This is a genomic window from Pseudomonas sp. CC120222-01a (assembly GCF_003097235.1).
In the GTDB taxonomy this organism is placed as follows: Bacteria; Pseudomonadota; Gammaproteobacteria; order Pseudomonadales; family Pseudomonadaceae; genus Aquipseudomonas.
In genome coordinates this window covers 13,642-34,773 of sequence record NZ_QEQQ01000021.1, presented here as the reverse complement: position 1 = coordinate 34,773, position 21,132 = coordinate 13,642, and the positions used below count along the sequence as shown (strand labels likewise).

Annotated in this window: 21 protein-coding genes; 7 read left to right on the top strand and 14 right to left on the bottom strand. The window is 63.1% G+C overall.

Going from position 1 to position 21,132, the window contains the following annotated elements; all coding sequences use genetic code 11:
- Window positions 1-11 precede the first annotated feature (11 nt).
- From N430_RS22715 to N430_RS22685, 7 genes are all read right to left on the bottom strand, one after another.
- Entirely contained in the window at window positions 12-806 is a 795-nt protein-coding gene (locus N430_RS22715) for a DUF4892 domain-containing protein (protein ID WP_110639038.1), read from the bottom strand.
- Between the two features lie 109 nt (window positions 807-915).
- Window positions 916-1,770: an alpha/beta hydrolase gene (locus N430_RS22710; RefSeq protein WP_110639037.1), complete on the bottom strand. Its 855-nt coding sequence runs from the start codon at window positions 1,768-1,770 to the stop codon at window positions 916-918.
- Window positions 1,767-2,555, bottom strand: coding sequence for an alpha/beta fold hydrolase (locus N430_RS22705; protein ID WP_110639036.1), 789 nt, complete (start codon window positions 2,553-2,555; stop codon window positions 1,767-1,769). Before N430_RS22705 ends, N430_RS22710 begins: the two co-directional genes overlap by 4 nt.
- Before the next feature lie 92 nt (window positions 2,556-2,647).
- Window positions 2,648-3,022: a hypothetical protein gene (locus N430_RS22700; RefSeq protein WP_110639035.1), complete on the bottom strand. Its 375-nt coding sequence runs from the start codon at window positions 3,020-3,022 to the stop codon at window positions 2,648-2,650.
- Between the two features lie 110 nt (window positions 3,023-3,132).
- Complete coding sequence (gene sixA, locus N430_RS22695) at window positions 3,133-3,591, bottom strand: phosphohistidine phosphatase SixA (protein WP_110639034.1); 459 nt, start codon at window positions 3,589-3,591, stop codon at window positions 3,133-3,135.
- On the bottom strand, window positions 3,588-3,935 hold the full coding sequence (locus tag N430_RS22690) for a DUF4389 domain-containing protein (RefSeq protein WP_110639033.1): 348 nt from the start codon (window positions 3,933-3,935) through the stop codon (window positions 3,588-3,590). The genes sixA and N430_RS22690 overlap by 4 nt, the downstream gene beginning before the upstream one ends.
- A gap of 15 nt (window positions 3,936-3,950) precedes the next feature.
- Window positions 3,951-4,976 (bottom strand): NAD(P)H-dependent glycerol-3-phosphate dehydrogenase, encoded by a 1,026-nt coding sequence (locus N430_RS22685; protein WP_079228990.1) that lies wholly within the window; start codon window positions 4,974-4,976, stop codon window positions 3,951-3,953.
- A gap of 505 nt (window positions 4,977-5,481) precedes the next feature.
- Here N430_RS22685 and N430_RS22670 point away from each other — a divergent pair.
- From N430_RS22670 to fabB, 5 genes are all read left to right on the top strand, one after another.
- A complete protein-coding gene (locus tag N430_RS22670; protein WP_178083404.1) occupies window positions 5,482-7,629 on the top strand; it encodes a TonB-dependent siderophore receptor in 2,148 nt (715 codons plus the stop codon).
- Window positions 7,629-8,519, top strand: coding sequence for an ABC transporter substrate-binding protein (locus N430_RS22665; protein ID WP_110639031.1), 891 nt, complete (start codon window positions 7,629-7,631; stop codon window positions 8,517-8,519). The genes N430_RS22670 and N430_RS22665 overlap by 1 nt, the downstream gene beginning before the upstream one ends.
- A complete protein-coding gene (locus tag N430_RS22660) occupies window positions 8,516-10,447 on the top strand; it encodes a response regulator (protein WP_110639030.1) in 1,932 nt (643 codons plus the stop codon). The genes N430_RS22665 and N430_RS22660 overlap by 4 nt, the downstream gene beginning before the upstream one ends.
- 202 nt (window positions 10,448-10,649) lie before the next feature.
- Window positions 10,650-11,165 (top strand): 3-hydroxyacyl-[acyl-carrier-protein] dehydratase FabA, encoded by a 516-nt coding sequence (fabA, locus tag N430_RS22655; RefSeq protein ID WP_012315334.1) that lies wholly within the window; start codon window positions 10,650-10,652, stop codon window positions 11,163-11,165.
- 11 nt (window positions 11,166-11,176) lie between these two features.
- Window positions 11,177-12,397 carry a beta-ketoacyl-ACP synthase I gene (gene fabB / locus N430_RS22650; RefSeq protein WP_050706509.1) on the top strand — a complete coding sequence of 407 codons (1,221 nt, stop codon included), beginning with the start codon at window positions 11,177-11,179 and terminating at the stop codon, window positions 12,395-12,397.
- A gap of 72 nt (window positions 12,398-12,469) precedes the next feature.
- Here the strand turns inward: fabB and N430_RS22645 are convergent, their stop codons facing one another.
- Window positions 12,470-13,474, bottom strand: coding sequence for an amidohydrolase family protein (locus N430_RS22645; protein ID WP_110639029.1), 1,005 nt, complete (start codon window positions 13,472-13,474; stop codon window positions 12,470-12,472).
- Between the two features lie 115 nt (window positions 13,475-13,589).
- Between N430_RS22645 and N430_RS22640 the strand changes: the two genes are divergently transcribed.
- Window positions 13,590-14,453, top strand: coding sequence for a pirin family protein (locus N430_RS22640; protein ID WP_110639028.1), 864 nt, complete (start codon window positions 13,590-13,592; stop codon window positions 14,451-14,453).
- A gap of 34 nt (window positions 14,454-14,487) precedes the next feature.
- On the opposite strand, the gene N430_RS22635 is transcribed toward N430_RS22640, so the two are convergent.
- The 4 genes from N430_RS22635 to N430_RS22620 all read right to left on the bottom strand — a co-directional run bounded on the left by N430_RS22635 (window position 14,488) and on the right by N430_RS22620 (window position 18,210).
- On the bottom strand, window positions 14,488-15,213 hold the full coding sequence (locus N430_RS22635; RefSeq protein WP_110639027.1) for a dienelactone hydrolase family protein: 726 nt from the start codon (window positions 15,211-15,213) through the stop codon (window positions 14,488-14,490).
- Between the two features lie 64 nt (window positions 15,214-15,277).
- Window positions 15,278-17,185, bottom strand: coding sequence for a molecular chaperone HtpG (gene htpG, locus N430_RS22630; RefSeq protein ID WP_110639026.1), 1,908 nt, complete (start codon window positions 17,183-17,185; stop codon window positions 15,278-15,280).
- Window positions 17,186-17,254: 69 nt separating this feature from the next.
- Window positions 17,255-17,737, bottom strand: a complete 483-nt coding sequence (locus N430_RS22625; protein WP_110639025.1) for a PaaI family thioesterase — start codon at window positions 17,735-17,737, stop codon at window positions 17,255-17,257.
- A complete protein-coding gene (locus tag N430_RS22620) occupies window positions 17,734-18,210 on the bottom strand; it encodes a PaaI family thioesterase (RefSeq protein WP_110639024.1) in 477 nt (158 codons plus the stop codon). The genes N430_RS22625 and N430_RS22620 overlap by 4 nt, the downstream gene beginning before the upstream one ends.
- 154 nt (window positions 18,211-18,364) lie before the next feature.
- Here N430_RS22620 and N430_RS22615 point away from each other — a divergent pair, with 154 nt between their 5' ends.
- Window positions 18,365-18,649 carry a hypothetical protein gene (locus tag N430_RS22615; protein WP_110639023.1) on the top strand — a complete coding sequence of 95 codons (285 nt, stop codon included), beginning with the start codon at window positions 18,365-18,367 and terminating at the stop codon, window positions 18,647-18,649.
- 67 nt (window positions 18,650-18,716) lie between these two features.
- Here the strand turns inward: N430_RS22615 and N430_RS22610 are convergent, their stop codons facing one another.
- Together N430_RS22610 and brnQ are read right to left on the bottom strand one after the other, a co-directional pair.
- On the bottom strand, window positions 18,717-19,466 hold the full coding sequence (locus N430_RS22610) for a DUF599 domain-containing protein (protein WP_110639022.1): 750 nt from the start codon (window positions 19,464-19,466) through the stop codon (window positions 18,717-18,719).
- Between the two features lie 187 nt (window positions 19,467-19,653).
- Window positions 19,654-20,967, bottom strand: a complete 1,314-nt coding sequence (gene brnQ / locus N430_RS22605; RefSeq protein ID WP_110639021.1) for a branched-chain amino acid transport system II carrier protein — start codon at window positions 20,965-20,967, stop codon at window positions 19,654-19,656.
- Between the last annotated feature and the right edge of the window lie 165 nt (window positions 20,968-21,132).

Genomic DNA, 21,132 nt, shown 5'->3' with positions numbered 1-21,132 from the left:
GTGACGCTCACTCAACGAATCAGTTCCAGATGCAGGCCATCGGTGGGCGCAGTGCCGACTTCGAGGCGGCCATCACGCACACCGGCCTTGACCAGTTGCTCGCGCCAGGCCTCGGCCTGGGCGCCACTCAGGCTCGCGCGCAAGGTGCTGTCGAGGTTCAGGCTGCGCGCCAGCAAGGTCACCCAGCTGTCCTGCGGTGCAGCCAGGTCAGGGTAGTCGAGCTTGCCGGTGTCGCGCATTTCGCGCAGCACCGTGGCGGCGGTCGGCAGTATCTCGCCCAGCGGGCTGCTGGCGACGAATTCTTCCACATGCAGATAGGCGCGGCGGTTGCCACGGGTGACGCTGTACAGCGCAACCAGGGTGTCGGCCTCCTCGGCCGAGCGGCGCAGCAGGATGAACGCCTGCTGCTCGTCACCGCCGTTCAACCGGGCATTGGCAAACACGTCGTTGGCCCACAGGCTAGCTTCGCCGCAATCGCGGCCCTGGCACCAGAACAACGGATAGCCACCGTCATGCTGCAGCGCCTCGCGGGCGCTGGTGAAGGCTTCACGGGCGCTGCGCTCGACCGGCAGCTCGTAGGTGACCGAACTGACCTGGCCACGGCTTTCGATCTTGTCTTCGACACGCAGGCGGCCGCTGATCTTGCGCAGCGGGCCCATGGGATAGACCCGCTCCTGCTCCACGGCCGGGCGCTGGTCGACCACCTTGGCGTCCACCGGCACGGGCAGGCTGCCGGCCCACAGCAAGGGGCTGGCCAGCAGGAGGCAGGTGGCGATGGCAGTACGCATGGAAACGGGGGCGCTCATCGGCGGCCCATGCGGCGCGGCGCGCCGGGTTGAAGCTCCAGGATGTCTGGCAGTTGCATGGTTGTCTCCCTGTTCAACCCGCCAAGCCTCGACACTTGTCCGGTGCAAGTCAAGCAAAGCCAAAGAAGCGATTGAAACAGTCTGCGACAAGGGCCGCGCCCTCTTCGTCATTCAGGTGCAGGTGATGCCCTCCGGGCAACACAGTCTGCTCAAAGGGTAGCTGCTCCAGCAGTTCGGTGTGGCGCACCAGCATGCCGTCGGCCGCCACCACCAGGCTGGCCGGGCAGCTCACTCGCCGCACGTAGGCCATGGCCTGGGCCTGGCTCAGGCGCACTGGCGATGGCAGGGTCAAGCGGCTGTCGCTGCGCCAGCTGTAACCACCGGGCACCGGCATCAGGCCACGTTGGGCCAGGCGCTCGGCGGCTTCGCGGCTGACCGCGACCATGCCCTTCATGCGCGCCTGCACGCCCTCCTCCAGGGTCGGGTAAACGGACTTGCGCTTGCCATCGAGCCGCAGTTGGGCCTGCAGGGCCATGCCCAGGCGCTCACCGGCATCCTGCTCGGCGCCGGTCGGGGGAATGACACCGTCGATCAGGGCAAGGTGGCTGACCCGGTCTGGCAAGGCACCCGCCACTTGCACCGAAATGATCGCGCCCAACGAATGCCCGAGCAGGGCAAAACGCTGCCAGCCCAGTTGCTCGGCCACCCGCAGCACATCGTGGGCGTAATCGGCCAAGGCATACCCCGCGCCCAATGGGCGATGCTCGGAATAACCGTGCCCGGCCAGATCGAGGGCGACGATGCGCAGGCCCTTCAACCGGGGGGCCAGGCGCGAGAAGCTGTTGGCGTTGTCCAGCCAGCCGTGCAGGGCGATCACCGGCAGGCCATCCTCCGGGCCGAACAGGTGCGCGGCCAGCTCGATGTGGCCCAGGTTCAAGCGCACTTCCTCGACCTGCGCGCTCATGCCTGGCTCCAGCGGTCGAACAGGCCCTTGATCAGGCTGGCCGTGTCGGTCGGCCGTTCCAGCGGGAACATGTGCCCGCCCGGCACGCTATGGTATTCGCCCCGCGGCATGCCGCGCACCGCCAGGGTATGGTGGCGGCGGATGACGTTGCTGCGCTCGCCACGCACCATCGCCAAGGGCACCTGCAACTGGCGCGCAGGCGCCGGGCTGGCGTGCGGGATATTGCGGTAGATGCTGATCTCCGTGGCCGGGTCGAAGCGCAGGCGCAAGCCCTCTTCGTCCGCTTGCAGGCCATGTTCGAGGTAGGCTTCCAGGCAATCCGGGTCGAAGTGGCGGAACAGCGACTTGCTGGCAAAGTAGACGCGCGCGCTGTCACGGTCGGCAAAGGCTTCGCGCCGCCCCAGGGTACGGCCAGCCGGTGTGATGCGGTCGATGAAGCCAAAGCGCTTGGCGGTGCGCAGCAGCCACTGGTCTGCACGGGTCAATACCGGTGAGTCGAGCATCACCACGCCTCGATACAGCTCGGGCCGGCGCAAGGCGGCGTGCAGGTGCAACACGCCCCCCAGCGAATGGCCGACGCCCCACACCGGCGCCGCCTGCTGCGCCAGGTGATGCAGCAGTTCGTCAACCAGCTGCTGCCAGTTATCGTCCACCGGAAAGCGCGGGTCATGGGCGTGCTGAGCCAGATGACTGACCTGATAATCCGGCGCCAGGGCAGCGAACAGCTTGCCGTAGGTGGCCGAGGGAAAACCGTTGGCATGGGCGAAGAAGATCTGCTGCGACATGGCGCCTGGTCCGGACGGGGATGATGGCTCATTGTCGGCATCACGCCGGCACTCGGCAACGTCTGTAAATGTCATCGCCAAGGGCAATCAGGTCATGCCGACTCGTCGAAACTGGCCAGCGAGCGGCGCAGGCAGGCTTGCATGTAGGCAATCTGGCTTTCCAGCGCCTCACGGGCCAGGCGTTGGTCATGGACATCGAGTTGCAGTCGGCGCAGGGCCAGGCAGCTGGTCTGCAGCAGGTGGGACATGCGTATGCAGGACTGCTGCAGTTCGTGCAGGTCCTGCTCGACCAGCAGGTTGTCCATGGGGCGCTGCTCAACCGTGTTACGGACTCTGCTCATCAGGTGATGGAACTTGGCGTCGGCGGCCTCGCGCAACAGGGCGTACTGGGCGAAATCGAGACGGTTGTCACGCTGTACGGCTTCGATCGTTGGTTGCAGATCCAGAGAGCGCAACAGCTCGTGCATCAACCCGCTCATTCAACGCTCCCTGCCCTGTCATCTGCTGAACAACCTGGCGCCAAGCATCCGTTGGATCCAAATGGCTGGCAACTGGCAAAAATGCCAGTTGCTTGCGGTCACTCTGGCGAATTAAGCGCGCGTAAGGTCATCAGCCCTGCCAGCGGCCAGTCGCCTTCCAGCTCCGCCAGGCTGGCGGTGCTCATGGGCGCCGGCTGCTGCACATGGCCATGCTCGAGCATGCCGACCAGCGACCCCACCAGTGGCTGGTGGCTGACCAGCAACACATGCTCCAGGCCCAGGCGCTCGATTTCACCGATCACCTGCCGCACGTCGCTGTCAGGCGTCAGCCACGGCACGGTGCGCACGGGCTCGGCGAAGCCCAGGGTGTCATGCACCAGGGCCGCCGTCTGTTGTGCGCGTACATACGGGCTGGCAATGATCGCCTGCAACGGCTGGCCAAGCAGTCGGGCCGCACTGTGCAGCACCTGCTCGCGGCCATGGCCGGTCAGGCGCCGCTCAGCGTCGGTGTTGGCGCGTGGCTCCGCTTCGCCGTGGCGCAGCACCCACAGCTTCACAGCTTGGGCTCCTCGTCACGCACCGGGTGCGGTGCCGGGGCCACGGCATGGGGCGCCTCGCCTTCCGGGGCACGGGCTGCCGGCCAGTCGGCGAACGGCCAGGGTTTCTGGTCGGTGTGGAAGGTACCGAAACGGCCGATCTGCGCCAGGTACTGGCTCAGGCTGTCACCGAAGTTCATCAGGCTGGCGCTCGGTGCGCCATACACCAGGCGGTAGATCATTTGCACCAGTACCAGGCCGCCGAGCAGCAGCTCGGCCAGTTGCCAGACCACCAGGAACACCAGCATCCACAGCACCCGCAGGATGATCGACTCGCGCTGGGCGCGCTCGGGGGTATCGTTCATGTGCTGCTCCTTCGCTTAATTGAAACCACTGATGGAAATGAAATCGACGTCGGTCTTGGGCTCGGCGCGCATCAGGTGCTCGATCACCTGGTTCAGCGTGCGGCCTTCGAACAGGATGGCGTGCAGGCCGGCCACCAGCGGCATGTAGACCTGCACTTCCTGGGCCTTGGCCTTGAGCACCTTGAGCGTATTGACCCCTTCGGCCACTTCGCCCAGGCGGCTGACCGCCTGCTCCAGGCTCAGGCCCTGGCCCAGGGCATGACCGACCTGGTAGTTGCGGCTCTTGGGCGACGAGCAGGTGACGATCAGGTCACCGACACCCGCCAGGCCAAGGAACGTCATGGGGTTGGCCCCCTGGCTGACGGCAAAGCGGGTCATCTCGGCCAACGCACGGGTGATCAGCATGCTCTTGGTGTTCTCGCCCATGCCCAGGGCGACGGCCATGCCGGCGATGATGGCGTAGACGTTTTTCAGCGCACCACCCAGCTCGACGCCGAAGCGGTCGCTGCTGGCATAGACCCGGAAGGTGCGCCCGTGCAGCACCGCCTGCACCCGCTGGCACAGTTGTTCGTCTTCGCTGGCGACCACGGTGGCGGTCAGCGCATGCTCGGCAATCTCGCGGGCCAGGTTAGGGCCAGAGAGCACGCCGATGCGGGCCTCGGGGGCGATTTCCTCGAGGATCTGGCTCATCAGCTTGAAGCTCTGCGCCTCGATGCCCTTGGTCAGGCTGACCAGGTACTTGCCGCGCAGCAGCTCGGCATGGGGCGCCAGCACGCTGCGCAGGGCGCTCGAAGGCAGGGCGACAAAGATCAGGTCACTGGCTTGCAGGGTCGCCAGCAGGTCGTTGACCGGCTCGACACCGTCCTGCAGGCGAATGCCCTTGAGGTAGCGCGGGTTCTCGCGGTTGACCCGCATCGCCTCGGCCTGCTCGGGGTCGCGCATCCATTGACGCACCGGTACGCCATTTTCGGCCAGCAGGTTCGCCACGGCGGTGCCGAAGCTGCCGCCTCCCAGAACTGCAACAGGTTGCTGTTCAGTCATATTCAATCCGTTAAAGCCATTAAGTTAAGTGGCGACTTGAACATTATACGGGTCGCTTGCTACAGAGCCAGTGGTGGGTTCTTTTGGGTTCGCCGGGGGATTTTTGCTGCCTGTGAGATCGAGCGCCGCCCGCGCGGCGCATCGCGGGCAAGCCCGCTCCCACATTTGTTTCGGGCCAATCTCTCCTGTGAAGCCAACAGGGACCGCCTTGTTTGTTCCCTTCGATATTGAGGTGGGCGCAAGCTGTGCCTCATCGGTCTTCAGTCATGCATCAAGGCGGATCCTGTTGGCGGGACAGGAGTAACTGGCCCGAAACAAATGTGGGAGCGGGCTTGCCCGCGATGCGCCGCGCGGGCGGCGCTCGATCTCACAGGCGCAGGGACTCTCAAGGCATGCACCTCTCACAGGCGCTGAAACCTTCAAGACATGCACCCCCGCCCCACACCCCATCCCAACCCCGCAAATCCCCCGCAACCCACTGGCAAAACCCGCCCGGTCAGTTACCATGCCTGTTTCAATCCTGAGACAAGGCTGTCCTGTGTTGCCCGGCCCGCCCCCCTACCCTCGCCTGCTGTTGCTGACTGCCCTGATCGGCGGTTCGGCCATGGCCGACGACTTGTTCATCGACAACACCGACCTGCCGCAGGTTCTGACCGCGACTCGCCTGAAACAATCTCCGGCGGCGGTACCAGGCAGCATGACCGTACTCGACAACGAGCTGATTCGCGCCAGCGGTGCCCGCGACATCCCTGAACTGCTGCGCCTGGTACCGGGCATGATGATCGGCTACGGCGCCGGCAACCAGCCAACCGTCAACTACCACGGCAGCAACGTCAACGATGCGCGGCGCATGCAGGTACTGATCGACGGCCGCTCGGTGTACCGCGCAGGCCTGGCCACGGTGGACTGGAGCGACATCCCGGTCGCCATCGAGGACATCGAGCGCATCGAAGTGTTCCGCGGCCCCAACACCGTCAGCTACGGCGCCAACGCACTGATGGCGGTGGTCAACATCCTCACCCGCAACCCGGCCGACAGCCACGGCACGCGGATGAAACTGACCCGCGGCCAGGATGGCATCAATGACTATTACCTCAGCCACGGCTTCGGCTGGGACGGCGGCGACATGCGCCTGTCGGTGTCCGGCCAGCAGGATGATGGCTTCGACGAGAACCAGTTCGGCCAGGACTACCGTGACAGCCGCCGCCTGAACCGCTTCAACCTCAGTGTCAGCCACGTGCTGGCGCCAGACCAGACCCTGGAATGGCAACTGGCGGCCAAGGAAGGCAGCAACCAGCGACCGTATACCTATCAGCCGGTGTTCCCCTACGTCACCCAGACCGGCGATAACGCCGATGTCAACGCCAAGGACTATGCCGGCTCGGTGCGCTGGAACATCGACTTCAACCCTGAGCACAGCCTGTATGTGCAGGGTTCGGCCCAGCTTTTCGACCGTCAGCAGGTCTGGCGCGCCTGCGATGCGGCGCTGTCGTTCAGCCCCGAACTGACCCGTTTGTGGCAGATGAACCCCGACTTCGCCGAAAAGGTTGCCCGCGGTGCGAACAACCCGCCAAGCAGCAGCAACCCGGAAGAACAGGCGCTGGTCGATGCGATCAAGGACCAGTGGAACAACCAGGGTGGCAAGAATGTGGTCTGCGGCGATGTCGACCAAAGCACACGCGAGACACGCTATGACCTGGAAGTACAGGACACCCTGAGCCTGACCGACAGCCTGCGTCTGCTCAGCGGCATGAACTACCGTTATGATCGCGCCGACTCGCAGACCTACTTCGACGGCAGCATCGACGACCAGACCTGGCGCCTGTTCGGCCAGCTGGAGTGGCGCGCCGACGAGCACTGGATCCTCCAGGGCGGCGCGATGTTCGAGGACTCGCGCCTGTCCGGCAGCTCGCTGACCCCGCGCATGGCGGTCAACTACCTGATCACGCCGCGCCACGGCCTGCGTGCGGTGTACTCCGAAGCCGTGCGCTCGCCGGACATGTTCGAGAACAACGTCAACTGGAGCTACACGGTCAAGAACCTCAGCCCCGCCGCATTCGGCCAGCGCAATGCCGAATACTTCGTCAAGACCCGCGGCCCTGGCGACCTCGAACAGGAACGCATGCGCTCGCGCGAGCTGGGCTATAACGGCTACTTCAGCGACCTCGACCTGAGCATGGATGTGAAGCTGTTCTACGACGAGATCACCGGAATGATCAGCGAGCCCCTGAAGAACAACCAGTACATCGCCAGCAACGCCAACAAGGCTCGCTTCAGCGGAAGCGAGGCGCAGTTCGACTGGCGCCTGGCGCCACGCGACCGCCTGCGCCTGACCTATGCCTATGTCGATGCCTGGGCCAGCAACCCCGCCGACCGTCGCCTCAGCGCCCACAATAGCGGCTCGGCCGGCTGGATGCGCGAATGGGGCCAGGGCTGGTCGAGTGCGCTGTTCTACTACGGCGACGACGCCCTCAACACGTACCGCTACGAACGCGTCGACCTGCGCGTGGCCAAGCGCTTCCATATCCACGGCAGCACGCTGGAACTGGCCGCGCTGTGGCAGCAACGCCTGGACGATCAACCCACCACCGTGGAGCAGAACCGCTATGACAGCCGCCACCGCCTGAGCGTCAGCGCGGAGCTGGAGTTCTGATGGCCCGGCTGCTGCGCCTGCTGCTGTTCTGCCTGTGGCCACTGGGTACGCTGTCCGCCAGCGAAATCCTGCTGGTCGGCGGCGACGAACAGCCTGGCTTTCGCAGCTTCGTCGAAGCCCTGCAAGGCCGCCGCAGCCATGACCAGGTGCGCTTCCAGAGTACCGCTGCGCTGCCGCGCCCCGCTCAGCTCAAGGCTGACGTGCGCCTGGTGCTGCTCGACAACAGCGCGCTGGAATGGCGCCTGAGCGATAACAGCGGGCCACCCGCGCTCGCCATGCGCATCAGCCGGGTACAGGCTGAACAACGCCTGGGAAAGTCGCGCCCTGCTTACCTGACCCTGCTGTGGAGCGACCCGCCGCTGGCACGGCAGCTGCGCCTGGCCCGCTACCTGTTGCCACAGGCCCAGCGCATCGGCGTGCTGTACGGTGAGCACAGCCACTTCCTACTCGACGAGTTGCGCCAGGCAGCACGCCCGCTGGGCCTGGAGATCGTCGCCCAGGACTGGCCGGACCAACGCGACAGCCGGCCCCTGCAACATCTGCTGGCCAACAGCGACGTGCTATTGGGCCTCGACGACCCCGACCTGTACAACTCCAAGACAGCGAAGAACCTGCTGCTCAGCAGCTACGGCCGGCAGATGGCGCTGATCGGCCCGAACGCCGGCTTCGTCCGCGCTGGCGCCCTGGCCAGCACCTACAGCGACCAGGACGACTGGCTGGCCGTGCTCGACCGGTTGCTCGACCAGCCGCCGGCGCACTGGCCGCGCAGCCTTTACCCGGCGCGCTATGCCGTCAGCGGCAACCAGCAGGTGGCGCGTGCCCTGGGCCTTGAACCGATCGATCCGAACGCCACCGCCAAGGCCTTGGCCGAAGGAGAGCCCACCCCATGAGCAAACGCCTGAGTTGGGACATCCACACCCGTACCCAGATCATCAGCCTGGGCCCGGCATTGTTGCTGACCTTGCTGTTGATCAGCTTTTTCACCTTCGTGCGGATCCAGGATCTGCGCCAGGAGCTGAACCACACCGGGCAGCTGATTGCCAACCAGCTGGCACCGGCCTCCGAGTACGGTGTCATCTCCGGTAACAATGAAGTCCTCGAAGGCCTGATGCGCGCCACCCTGAGCATCCCGCACGTGCGTTTCCTCGAGGTACAGGACAGCCGCAACCACATCCTGGTGTACGTCGAGCAGCAGGACGAGAGCAACAACCGTGCGCAGCAGGTGGAAGTGTTCCAGGCACCGATCCGCCTGCAGCAGATCCGCCTGGACAGCGACTTCCTGCAACAGGGCAAGGCGCCGACACCGGCCATCGGCGACGATTACCTGGGCCGGGTGATCGTCGGCATGTCGGACGATGCCTTCAGCCAGCGCCAGCAGGAAATCGTGATCAAGGCCGCCATCCTGGCGCTGTTCGCCTTGCTGTTCACCTTCCTTCTTGCCCGCCGCCTGGCCATGAGCCTGGCCAAGCCGATCAGCGACATGGGCCATGCGGTCAAGGCCATCCAGCAGGGTGAATACAACGCACCCCTGCCGGTGGTTGACGACAGCGAACTCGGCCACCTGGCGCGGCATATCAACAACCTCGCCAATGCCCTGGACCAGGCCAGCGCCGAACAGAAACAGGCCATCGCCCAGCTGATCCAGGCGCGCGAGGAAGCCGAACAGGCCAACGGCGCCAAGTCGGAGTTCCTGGCCATGATGAGCCACGAATTGCGCACCCCCATGAACGGCGTGCTGGGCATGCTGCAATTGCTGGAGACCACCCAGCTGACCACTGAACAGGCGGATTACACCGCAGTGGCCAGCGAGTCCACCGGGCATTTGCTGAAGGTCATCAATGACATCCTCGACTTCTCGCGCATCGAACGCACGACGCTGCAGCTTGAGCACATCGACTTCAACCTGGTTGAGCTGATCGCCAGCAGCGTGCAGTCGTTCCAGCACAGCGCCCAGCAGCGCGGCCTGGACCTGCACCTGCAGTTGCCGGCAGAGGGCACACAGCCGCAGGTGGTCGGCGACCCGACGCGCATCCGCCAGATCCTCCTCAACCTGATCGGCAACGCCCTGAAGTTCACCGAGCGCGGCCAGGTCCAGGTCGAAGCGCGCTGGCAGTTGCTGGACCGGCAATTGCTTTGGTTCACCTGCAGCGTGCGTGACACCGGCATCGGCATCGACAGCGAACGCCTGGAAATGATGTTCGTTGCCTTCCAGCAGGCCGACAGCTCCATTTCACGGCGCTATGGCGGCACCGGCCTGGGCCTTTCGATCGCCCGCACCCTGGCCGAACGCATGGGCGGCAAGCTGCGCGGTGAAAGCCGCGAAGGGCTGGGCTCGACCTTTACCCTGGAAATGCCCCTGCCTCTGGCCAGTACCACCCCGGCAACGTTGCCCGGCAGCTCGGCGGCCAGCGCGCCACTCGAGGTCGGCAAGCGCATCCTGCTGGTGGAAGACAATCCGGTCAATCAGAGTGTCATCGAAGCCATGTTGCGCAGCCTGGGGATGGAGGTCAGCGTGGCCCACGACGGGCTTCAGGCCATTGAGCAGGTCAGCCAGCAACCGTTCGCTGCGGTGCTGATGGATTGCCGCCTGCCGCAGATGGATGGCTACGAAGCGACCCGGCGTATCCGCCTGCTGCCGGCCTGCAGCCAGTTGCCGATCATCGCCCTGACCGCCAATGCCTTGCAGGGCGACCGCGAACGGTGCATGGCCGCCGGCATGAATGATTACCTGAGCAAACCGTTCCGCCGCACCGAGCTGCAGCGGGTATTGCAGCGCTGGTTGCCTGGACGGACAACAGCGACTGGCGATAAATGCTAAAGTGCGGCAGTCTTAAGTACTGGACAGGACCTTGTTCGGGCCTGAAAATAGACGTTTCAGTGCACACCTGTACTTCTTTCGCCAGGTGCGCTGTGACTTTCACCACAACGCAATAGTCTACCTGTAGGCTGCCGCCCCAGAAGCAAAAAGGGTCGGCCGGGAAGATTCATCCCCTGCCACAGGGGGTTATTGAGGAGCTCGCATGACCAAACAACACGCCTTTACTCGGGAAGACCTGCTGCGCTGCAGTCGCGGTGAGCTGTTCGGCCCAGGTAATGCGCAACTGCCCGCGCCGAACATGCTGATGGTCGATCGCATCACCCATATCAGCGAAGAAGGCGGCAAGTACGGCAAAGGTGAATTGGTCGCCGAGCTGGATATCACCCCGGACCTGTGGTTCTTCGCCTGCCATTTCGAAGGCGACCCGGTGATGCCGGGCTGCCTGGGCCTCGACGCCATGTGGCAGCTGGTCGGCTTCTTCCTCGGCTGGCAGGGCCTGCCGGGCCGTGGCCGTGCGCTGGGTTCGGGCGAAGTTAAGTTCTTCGGCCAGGTACTGCCTACCGCCAAGAAAGTCACCTACAACATTCACATCAAGCGCGTCCTGAAGGGCAAGCTGAACATGGCCATCGCCGATGGCTCGGTCAGCGTCGACGGTCGCGAGATCTACACCGCCGAAGCCCTGCGTGTCGGCGTGTTCACCTCCACTGACAATTTCTAAGGGTTATTCGCATGCGCCGCGTCGTTATCACTGGTCTGGGCATCGTATCGTGCCTGGGCAATGACAAAGCTACCGTCACCGAAAACCTGCGCAACAGCCGTCCGGGTATCCGTTACAACCCGGAATACAAGGAAATGGGGCTGCGTAGCCAGGTTTCCGGGTCCATCGACCTCAACCTCGAAGAACTGATCGACCGCAAGGTCTACCGCTTCGTCGGCCACGCTGCTGCCTACGCCTACCTGGCGATGCAGGACGCGATCAAGGACTCGGGCCTGACCGAAGAGCAGGTTTCCAACCCGCGTACCGGCCTGGTTGCCGGCTCCGGCGGCGCCTCGACCCTGAACCAGATGGAAGCGCTGGATACCCTGCGCGAGAAAGGCGTCAAGCGCGTCGGCCCGTACCGCGTCACCCGCACCATGGGCAGCACCGTTTCGGCGTGCCTGGCCACCCCGTTCAAGATCAAGGGTATCAACTACTCGATCTCGTCGGCCTGTGCTACTTCCGCACACTGCATCGGCACCGCCCTGGAGCAGATCCAGTGGGGCAAGCAGGACATCGTCTTCGCCGGTGGCGGTGAAGAAGAGCACTGGAGCCAGTCGTTCCTGTTCGATGCCATGGGCGCCCTGTCGACCAAGCGCAACGAAACCCCGGAACTGGCTTCGCGCGCCTACGACGCCGACCGTGACGGCTTCGTCATCGCTGGCGGCGGCGGCATGGTCGTGGTCGAGGAGCTGGAGCACGCTCTGGCCCGCGGCGCCAAGATCTACGCCGAAATCGTTGGCTACGGTGCCACTTCCGACGGCTACGACATGGTCGCACCAAGCGGCGAAGGCGCCATCCGCTGCATGCAGCAGGCGCTGTCCACCGTCGACACCCCGATCGACTACCTGAACACCCACGGCACCTCGACCCCGGTCGGTGACGTTGCGGAAATGAAAGGTGTGCGTGAAGTGTTCGGCGACAAGGCTCCGAAGATCAGCTCGACCAAGAGCCTGTCGGGCCACTCGCTGGGTGCCGCAGGCGTGCACGAGGCGATCTACTGCCTGCTGATGATGGAAAACAACTTCATCGCCGGCTCCGCCAACATCGACGAGCTGGACCCTGAAGTTGCCGACCTGCCGGTACTGCGCAAGACCGAAGAAAACGCCAAGATCGACACGGTCATGAGCAACAGCTTCGGCTTCGGCGGCACCAACGCCACTCTGGTGCTCAAGCGCTGGACTGGCAAGTAAGACGCTGCTGCGGTAACTGAAAACGCCCCGACTGGTTCGGGGCGTTTTCATTTGTGAGGCCTGCCAGGACCTCTACTTCACCTTGGGCAACACAGCCAGGAAGTTGTCCTTGGCCACTTTGTTGGCCACCTCTTCAGGCAAGGCATCCAGAAACCGCCTGAACCCGTGCATCTGCTCCCCCAGGCTGCCAAACCGCCCCACCACATCCGAACCCAGCATGAACCGGTCTGGATATTGCTCGACCAGCGCGACCCATTCCTGGCGCGGCACGCCCTGCTCGTCCAGCAGATAGGGCTCCAGGACACTCCACGACAAATCCACATATAAATTCGGATAGTCCGCCAGCAAGCGGGTCAACACCGGCAACAGAAAGTCCATCCGCGTCTGATGCCGATGAATCTCCGCGCTGCTGCCCGCGTGCGCCCAGATGAAGCGGGTATGCGGATGATTGCGCAACGGCTCTTCAATCTCCGCCAGGTACAGCGGATTGCGCTCTCGCTTGGAGGTGATGTTCGAGTGCAGCAACACCGGCATGTCGCGCTCCGCCGCCAGGTGGTAGATGCGGGTCATTGCCTCGTTATTGGCACGCGGTGTATCGCCACTGGTGAGCGCGGTCAGGTCGTCATGGCGCGTGAAGACTTCACCGATCCCCTGCCACAGCCCCGGGTTGAGTTCGAGCATGCGCTCGATATGGCTGACGGCATTCTTGTCCACCGGGTTGAAGCCCGTCAGAAACGGATGGAAACGCTTTCGCTGCTCGGGCGGTAGTTTTTCCAACGCGGCAGCGACATAGGTATCGGTCGCGCTGTACCAATAGGCATCGGCGTCGTCGCCAGCGTAATAGCGCGGGCGCTTGGGTTCGTCTTCGTGCCATTTCTTGGCCACCGGAATGCCGGAAATCATCGAATGCTCGACACCAGCAGCATCCATGGCCTTGATCAGCGCCGGCATGCCCTCCGTCTCCTGAAAGAAATCCACGTAGTGCAGATGAGCATCACTGAAGCGATAGTCACGGGCCTGGGCCGCCTGGCATAGCCAGCCAGACAACAGCATGCAGACCAGCGCTCTGGCAATCATGGGCAACCTCCTTCTGCGGGCATCAGCAGGGTAGACCGGGCCGCCAGCGCAACGGTTCAGCATTGCTCGGCAAACCGCTATGCTTGGGGCATTTCCAACTCGCCTGGAGCCCGCCATGAGCAGCCCGCTGATCATCCGCCCACGCGCCGAATCGGTCGAGGGCCAGCCGATCCTGCGCCCGCTGCCCTCGGCCCAATGCCGCAGCGTCGGCCCGTTCGTGTTCTTCGACCATATGCTCGAGACCGACTATGCACCGGGCCATGGCATGGATATCCGCCAGCACCCACATATCGGCCTCTCCACCCTCACCTACCTGTTCGAAGGCGCGATCCTGCACAAGGACAGCCTGGGCTCGGAGCAACGCGTGCTGCCTGGAGACGTGAGCTGGATGACCGCCGGCAAAGGCGTGGCGCATGTCGAGCGCACGCCGGCAGACGCCTTGGCCCATGGTTCACGCTTGCACGGGCTGCAGGTGTGGCTGGCCTCGCCACAGGCGCATGAACAGTGCGAGCCGAGCTACAGCCACCATCTGGCGGCGAGCCTGCCGGTCAGTGACAACCTGGGCGTGCGCATCTGCATGATTGCTGGCGGTGGCTTCTGCCTGGAGTCACCGGTGCCGGTGCTCTCCCCTACCCTCTATGCACAGGTGTTGATGCAACCGGCTACCACCCTCGTGGTGCCAGTCGAACATGCCCAGCGGGCGCTGTATCTGCTCGATGGCGAGTTGCTGATGGATGATGAGCAGGTCGAGGCTTACAGCCTGGTGGTACTGCCGGAGGGCGAAGAGGTAACGCTGTATGCGGAGGAAGAATGCCAGCTGGTGCTGATTGGTGGCGAGCCACTGGATGGGCCACGGCGGATGAACTGGAACTTTGTGGCCAGTGATGCGGCGCTGATCGAGCAGGCCAGGGTCAAGTGGGCTGCCGGGGATTGGCCGACAGTGCCTGGGGAAACCTCAAGGATCGAGTTGCCACGCTAAAAAACGGGGCCGCGTTGCGGCCCCCCCTGCGATGTCAACGCTGGAACACTTCAGCAAGCAGGTTGTGCATCGAGCGGAACGCCCGCTCCGAGGTGCGACGGTCGTACTGCATCTTGCCCGGCACATTGGCATTCGGGTCGGTGAACGAGTGCACCGCACCACCGTAGCTCAGCAGCTGCCAGTCCACCTTGGCGGCGTTCATCTCATCTTCGAACGCTGGCAATTGTTCCTTCGGCACCAACGGGTCGGAAGCACCGTGCAATACCAGCACCGAGCCCTTGATGCGCTTGGCGTCTTCCGGGTTCGGGGTGTCCAGTGTGCCGTGGAACGACACCGCCGCTTTCAGGTCCGCACCGGTACGGGCCAGCTCCAGGGCACAGCAGCCACCGAAGCAGAAGCCGAAGGTGGCCACCTTGCCCGGCTCCAGCAGCGCCTTGGACTGCCCCAGCAACTGGTCCAGCGCTTCTTTCATGCGCTTGCGCAATTCGCCACGGTCGTTCTTCAGGGGCATCATCGCCGCCCCTGCCTCATCGGCATTGGACGGACGCACCGACTGCCCATACAGGTCGGCAATCAGTACCACATAGCCCTTCTCGGCCACTTCCTTGGCGATACGCTCGGCGCCTTCGCCAATACCCATCCAGTTCGGCGCCATCACCAGGCCCGGGCGGCCCAGTGCACCTGGCTCGTAGACCAGGCGGCTTTCATAGGTCTTGCCGGACAGGTGATAGACCAGCGATTCGACGATTACCTTGCTCATCAAGCACTCCTTAGGCACTCACTATAAAAAAAGCCCGCCGAAGCGGGCTTTCCTGTGCATCAACTCAAGCAGACAGCTCGACCAGTAGCTTGTTCAGGCGACGAACGTACGCTGCCGGGTCTTTCAGGCTGTCACCGGCCGCCAGCGCGGCCTGATCGAAGAGGATGTGCGACAGTTCGGCAAAGCGGTCTTCGCTCTGCTCGTTGTCCAGCTTCTCGATCAGCGGGTGAGTCGGGTTGAACTCGAAGATCGGCTTCGAGTCCGGCACCTTCTGGCCGCTGGCTTCGAGGATCTGGCGCATCTGCAGGCCCAGGTCCTGTTCGCCGATGGCGAGGATCGCCGGCGAGTCGGTCAGGCGGTGCGAGACGCGCACTTCGGCGACGCTGTCACCCAAGGCACCTTTCAGTCGCTCGACCAGGCCTTCCTTGTTCTTGGCTACTTCTTCCTGGGCTTTCTTGTCCTCTTCCGAATCCAGCTTGCCCAGGTCCAGGTCGCCACGCGCAACGTCGACGAATGCCTTGCCATCGAACTCGTTGAGGTAGCTCATCAGCCACTCGTCGATACGGTCGGTCAGCAGCAGGACCTCGATGCCTTTCTTGCGGAAGACTTCCAGGTGTGGGCTGTTCTTGACCTGCGCGTAGGACTCGCCGGTGAGGTAGTAGATCTTGTCCTGGCCTTCCTTGGCACGCGCCAGGTAATCAGCCAGGGCAACGCTCTGCTCGCCGCTGTCGTCCTGGGTGGAGGCGAAGCGCAGCAGGCCGGCGATCTTTTCCTTGTTGGCGAAGTCTTCAGCCGGGCCTTCCTTCAGCACCTGGCCGAAGTTTTTCCAGAAGCCTTTGTACTGCTCAGGCTCGTTCTTCGCCAGTTTCTCCAGCATGTCCAGCACACGCTTGGTCAGCGCGGTCTTCATCGAATCGATGATCGGGTCTTTCTGCAGGATCTCGCGGGAGACGTTCAGCGACAGGTCGTTGGAGTCGACCACACCTTTGATGAAGCGCAGGTACAGCGGCAGGAACGACTCGGCCTGGTCCATGATGAACACGCGCTGGACATACAGCTTCAGGCCACGTGGCGCTTCGCGCTGGTACAGGTCGAACGGTGCGCGGGCCGGCACGTACAGCAGCGAGTTGTATTCGAGCTTGCCTTCGACCTTGTTGTGGCTCCAGGCCAGCGGGTTCTCGAAGTCATGGCCGATGTGCTTGTAGAACTCCTGGTATTCCTCGTCCTTGACCTCGGAGCGCGAACGGGTCCACAGGGCGCTGGCGCGGTTGACGGTTTCCCATTCCTGCGCTGGTTTTTCTTCGCCTTCGGCCGCTTCGGCCTGCTCCTTGGGCAGTTCGATCGGCAGGGCAATATGGTCGGAGTATTTCTTGACCACGTTGCGCAGGCGCCAGCCATCGGCGAACTCCTGCTCGTCCTTCTTCAGGTGCAGGACGATGCGAGTGCCGCGCTGCGGCTTGTCGATGGTCGCGACCTCGAATTCACCCTCGCCCTTCGACGACCAGTGCACGCCTTCGGTAGCTGGCTGGCAGGCACGGCGGCTGTACACATCGACCTTGTCGGCAACGATGAAGGCCGAGTAGAAGCCCACACCGAACTGACCGATCAGGTGCGAGTCCTTCTTCTGGTCACCGGTGAGGTTCTTCATGAAGTCGGCGGTGCCGGACTTGGCGATGGTGCCCAGGTGGGCGATGACATCTTCACGGCTCATGCCGATGCCGTTGTCCTCGAGGGTGACGGTACCGGCGTCCTTATCGAAGCTCAGGCGGATCTTCAGGTCGGCGTCGCCTTCAAGCAGCTCTGGCTTGGCCAGGGCCTCGAAACGCAGCTTGTCGGCGGCGTCGGAGGCGTTGGAGATCAGTTCACGCAGGAAGATTTCCTTGTTCGAGTACAAGGAGTGAATCATGAGGTGCAGCAGCTGCTTTACCTCGGTCTGGAAGACTAGTGTTTCCTTTTGAGCCTCAACACTCATGGTCTTCAAAACTCCGATCTGATGGCAGTGGCGCCTGGCGGCCAACATGGCCTGCTTTAACGGCGGATGTCATGCAGATGGGGGCTGCCCGGACGATTTCAAGGGCTTTTCCGGTTCGATCTTGAAATGCGCGCGGGCGGTAGCGATCGGCGACTGCCGATCACCTTGCCAAGCGGTGATCGCCACGTTGGTCACCCGCCGGCCCTGGCGCCATAGCTGGCACTGGGCATAGGTGTCGCGAAAATGCCCCGCGCGCAGGTAGTCGATGGAGAAATCGATGATCTTCGGGATACTCGCGCTCTCGCTGTAGATCAGCAGGTACAGGGCCGCAGAGAGCTCCATGAAGCCGGCGATGACGCCACCATGGATGGCCGGCAACAACGGGTTGCCTATGTTGTCCTCACTGGCCGGCAGGCGGAACAGCAGGTCGTCACCCTCGCGCTGGCACTCGATGCCGATCAGGCCGGCGTAAGGGATCAAGGCCAGCAAGGGGCCGTAGTCGCCAACCGCGTGAGCCGCGTTCAACTGCTGGCGAACGTCTTCAGGGATCATGCCCCGCCCTCCTTCAGGCTGTTGCCGAAACGGATGCCACCCTTGATCTCCTGGCCCAGGCGCATGAAGGTACCGACCACCTGGCAGATCGGCTGCCCGGGGTCGTCCTGGTAGGCGGTGCCGCGGGTGAAAATGACGTCACGGGTCACGCGATAGCAATGCGCATGGCCGTAGATCGGCTTGCCGGGTGCGGACGGGTGCATGTAGTCGATGCGCAGGTCGAGCGTCGGGCACACCTCGAAGCGCGGCAACACGCACAACGTGGCCATGCCACAGGTGGTATCCATCAACGTGGTCAGGGCACCACCGTGCACCGCGCCGGTCTGCGGGTTGCCGACGATCGCTGGCGACCAGGGCATGACCAGCGTCATACCTTCACTGTCAGCATGGGCAACGCGCATCTGCAATCGCTGGCAATGTTTCAATGCCGAGAGAAAACGCTCAGCCATGGCCAACAAGCTTTGATCGTTCATAGGCGAGTTCCGTAAGCACTGCCGCAGCGGCATAAAATCAATAAAAAGTCTATATAGAACGGGGCGTTATATATCTGTAACCTCTGCGGAACTTATTCCGCGTGATTGAACTCGAAGGAACAAGTCAATTATTCCACCAAGGAGAAACACCCCCATGCGTAAACCTTTTGCTTTTGCTCTGATGCTGGCTGCTGCCATGGGCCTGGCTGCTTGCGATAAAGCGAGCGAAGACAAAGCCCAAGACGCACAGCAACACGCCGAGCAAGCCCAGGAAAAGATGGGCGAAGCTCAGGATAAAATGAACGACGCCGCCAAGGAAAACGCCGAAGCCGCCAAAGATCAGGCCGAAGCCGAGAAGAAGGCCGCCGAAGAGGCTGCCCCGACTACTCCGGCGCCGGAAACCGCGCCTGCCACTCCGGCCGAGCCTGCCAAGCAGTAATCGACCGAAACAAAAAAACCCGACATTGTCGGGTTTTTTTGTGCCTGCATTAACTGGATTAAACGTTTCAGTTAATACTGCTGGAACTTTCCTTGGGCACTTCTGTCGGCGCACTTTCAGTGGGCGTGAACACCATGACGTCCAACACATCGGAATGGAACTCACGGCGATACAGAACCAGCACCACACCCACACTCATGACCATGAATAGCCAGGGGCTGATGAACCAGGTAAGCATGGCCATGCCGAAGTAATAAGAACGCAGGCCGAAGTTGAACTGGTTGGCTGCCAGCGATAGCACCCGCGCCGCACGTGAGGCAAACGCCTTGCGCTCCAGCTCATTGACCTGGCGTTCACCGATCATTGGCGCGGACCCCACCAGTACCGCAGCAAAGTTGTACTGACGCATGCACCAGCTGAAGGTAAAGAAGGCGTAGACGAAGACCATTGCCAGGCACAGCAGCTTGATCTCCGACATGCCTTGGGACGCCTGCTGCACCAGCGGCAGGTCCGCGAGCAACGACAGGGCACGATCCGAAGCGCCCAGCACGGTGAGAATACCGGCGAGGATGATCAGGGTACTGGAGGCGAAAAACGAGGCATTGCGCTCCAGGTTGCCGATCACGCTGGCGTCGGCGATGCGGTTGTCGCGCAGCAGCATGCGGCGCATCCAGTCTTCCCGGTACAGGTGCAACACGCTGGCCAGGCACGCGGTGTCGCGGCCCTTCCAGATGGCATAGCGGGTGTAGCCGCCCCAGCAGAGGGCGAACCAGCAGACGGCCAGGAGGTTATGGAGGTTGCTTTGGATGAAGTTCATGCAGGATTCCCGAGGGCCAGGTGCACAAAGAATAGTGACCGGGTTTCGACGCCTACAAGCGATAAAAGGCACAACCTGAAACGAAAAAGCCCCGCATCCTCGCGGATACGGGGCTTTCGAGTCTCCACCCTTGGCGTGCACCCTATGGCTTGTGGCCGGTGCCGCCCTCAGGCTTCAACTGTTGCCATCAGGCCAACGCTTCGCGCGGCTTGCCGAGCATGCGGTCACAGGCCACGGCGCCAACCAGCGTTACCACCGAAGGCACCAGCCAGGCCAGGCCCTGATCGCTCAGCGGCAGGTGCGCCAGAACGTCCGGCAGCACATGGGCAATATCACTACCCTTGATCGCATCGACGATACCGAACACCAGCGACACCAGCATCACTGGGGCCAGGATGCGGGTCGGCGAATTCCACAGGTCCTTCACGAAGCTCAGGCCCACCACCACGATGCATGGCGGATAGATGGCGGTCAGCACCGGGATCGAGAACATGATCAGCTTGGTCAGGCCCAGGTTGGAGATCAGCAGCGAGAAGCCCGCCAGGATCACCACCAGTGCACGGTACGACAGCGGCAGGATCTGGCTGAAGTACTCGGCACAGGCGCAGGTCAGGCCCACTGCAGTCACCAGGCACGCCAGGGCGATCAGTACGGCAAGGAAGCCGCTGCCCAGCGAGCCGAAGGTGTGCTGCACATAGGCGTGCAGAACGGCGGCACCGTTGGTGGCATCGGCGGCGATGTCGTGGCTGGTGGCGCCCAGGCGGAACAGGCTGATGTACACCAGGGCCAGGCCGACACCGGCGATCAGGCCGGCGATGATGGCGTAGCGGGTGATCAGCTTCGGCGACTCGACACCACGCGAGCGGATGGCGTTGACGATGACGATACCGAATACCAGGGCACCGAGGGTATCCATGGTCAGGTAACCGTCAGAGAAGCCCTTGGAAAAGGCGGCAGCAGCATAGGCCGGCTGCGCTTCACCAATGGTCCCGGCAGGCAGGGCGAAAGCAGCGATGCCCAGTGCCGCCAAGGCGATGATCTTCAGTGGCGCGAGGAAGCGGCCGACAGTGTCGAGCAGCTTGCCCGGGTACATGGACACGGCCAGCACCACGGCGAAGTACACCAGGCTGTAGATGAACAACGCCGTCGGGCTTTCACCGGTCAGCGGCGCCACACCCACTTCGAACGATACGGTCGCGGTACGCGGCGTCGCGAACAGCGGGCCTACCGACAGGTAGCACACGGCCGCCAGCAGGCCGCCGAAGAACTTGCCGATCGGGCTGCTCAGAGCGTCCATGCCGCCACCGACCTTGGCCAGTGCGACCACGGTGATGACCGGCAGGCCAACGGCAGTGACCAGGAAGCCCAGGGCCGCCATCCACACGTGCGGGCCAGACTGCAGACCGACGATAGGCGGGAAGATGATGTTGCCAGCGCCCACGAAAAGCGCAAACGTCATAAAGCCAAGCGCCAGGATATCCTGGCCTTTGAGAACTTTCATTTAAGGTAGTACCACACTGCTGAAATCGGGATTCGAGAGGGGATTTCCCTTTGGATGAGGGGAAATGCTGCCCGGCTTGATAGGCCAGACCCGTTTAGCGTGTCGTTCCCTTTTGGGGTACGGGCACAGAGTGAACGCGTAGATTAACCGTTTTACCCGGCAAAC

What these genes read in the sequence shown, in the direction of transcription:
- N430_RS22715 (WP_110639038.1), bottom strand. Translation starts at nt 806, where the DNA reads ATGAGCGCCCCCGTTTCCATGCGTACTGCCATCGCCACCTGCCTCCTG.
- N430_RS22710 (WP_110639037.1), bottom strand. Translation starts at nt 1,770, where the DNA reads ATGAGCGCGCAGGTCGAGGAAGTGCGCTTGAACCTGGGCCACATCGAG.
- N430_RS22705 (WP_110639036.1), bottom strand. Translation starts at nt 2,555, where the DNA reads ATGTCGCAGCAGATCTTCTTCGCCCATGCCAACGGTTTTCCCTCGGCC.
- N430_RS22700 (WP_110639035.1), bottom strand. Translation starts at nt 3,022, where the DNA reads ATGCACGAGCTGTTGCGCTCTCTGGATCTGCAACCAACGATCGAAGCC.
- N430_RS22690 (WP_110639033.1), bottom strand. Translation starts at nt 3,935, where the DNA reads ATGAACGATACCCCCGAGCGCGCCCAGCGCGAGTCGATCATCCTGCGG.
- N430_RS22685 (WP_079228990.1), bottom strand. Translation starts at nt 4,976, where the DNA reads ATGACTGAACAGCAACCTGTTGCAGTTCTGGGAGGCGGCAGCTTCGGC.
- N430_RS22670 (WP_178083404.1), top strand. Translation starts at nt 5,482, where the DNA reads ATGCCTGTTTCAATCCTGAGACAAGGCTGTCCTGTGTTGCCCGGCCCG.
- N430_RS22665 (WP_110639031.1), top strand. Translation starts at nt 7,629, where the DNA reads ATGGCCCGGCTGCTGCGCCTGCTGCTGTTCTGCCTGTGGCCACTGGGT.
- N430_RS22660 (WP_110639030.1), top strand. Translation starts at nt 8,516, where the DNA reads ATGAGCAAACGCCTGAGTTGGGACATCCACACCCGTACCCAGATCATC.
- fabA (WP_012315334.1), top strand. Translation starts at nt 10,650, where the DNA reads ATGACCAAACAACACGCCTTTACTCGGGAAGACCTGCTGCGCTGCAGT.
- fabB (WP_050706509.1), top strand. Translation starts at nt 11,177, where the DNA reads ATGCGCCGCGTCGTTATCACTGGTCTGGGCATCGTATCGTGCCTGGGC.
- N430_RS22645 (WP_110639029.1), bottom strand. Translation starts at nt 13,474, where the DNA reads ATGATTGCCAGAGCGCTGGTCTGCATGCTGTTGTCTGGCTGGCTATGC.
- N430_RS22640 (WP_110639028.1), top strand. Translation starts at nt 13,590, where the DNA reads ATGAGCAGCCCGCTGATCATCCGCCCACGCGCCGAATCGGTCGAGGGC.
- N430_RS22635 (WP_110639027.1), bottom strand. Translation starts at nt 15,213, where the DNA reads ATGAGCAAGGTAATCGTCGAATCGCTGGTCTATCACCTGTCCGGCAAG.
- htpG (WP_110639026.1), bottom strand. Translation starts at nt 17,185, where the DNA reads ATGAGTGTTGAGGCTCAAAAGGAAACACTAGTCTTCCAGACCGAGGTA.
- N430_RS22625 (WP_110639025.1), bottom strand. Translation starts at nt 17,737, where the DNA reads ATGATCCCTGAAGACGTTCGCCAGCAGTTGAACGCGGCTCACGCGGTT.
- N430_RS22620 (WP_110639024.1), bottom strand. Translation starts at nt 18,210, where the DNA reads ATGAACGATCAAAGCTTGTTGGCCATGGCTGAGCGTTTTCTCTCGGCA.
- N430_RS22615 (WP_110639023.1), top strand. Translation starts at nt 18,365, where the DNA reads ATGCGTAAACCTTTTGCTTTTGCTCTGATGCTGGCTGCTGCCATGGGC.
- N430_RS22610 (WP_110639022.1), bottom strand. Translation starts at nt 19,466, where the DNA reads ATGAACTTCATCCAAAGCAACCTCCATAACCTCCTGGCCGTCTGCTGG.
- brnQ (WP_110639021.1), bottom strand. Translation starts at nt 20,967, where the DNA reads ATGAAAGTTCTCAAAGGCCAGGATATCCTGGCGCTTGGCTTTATGACG.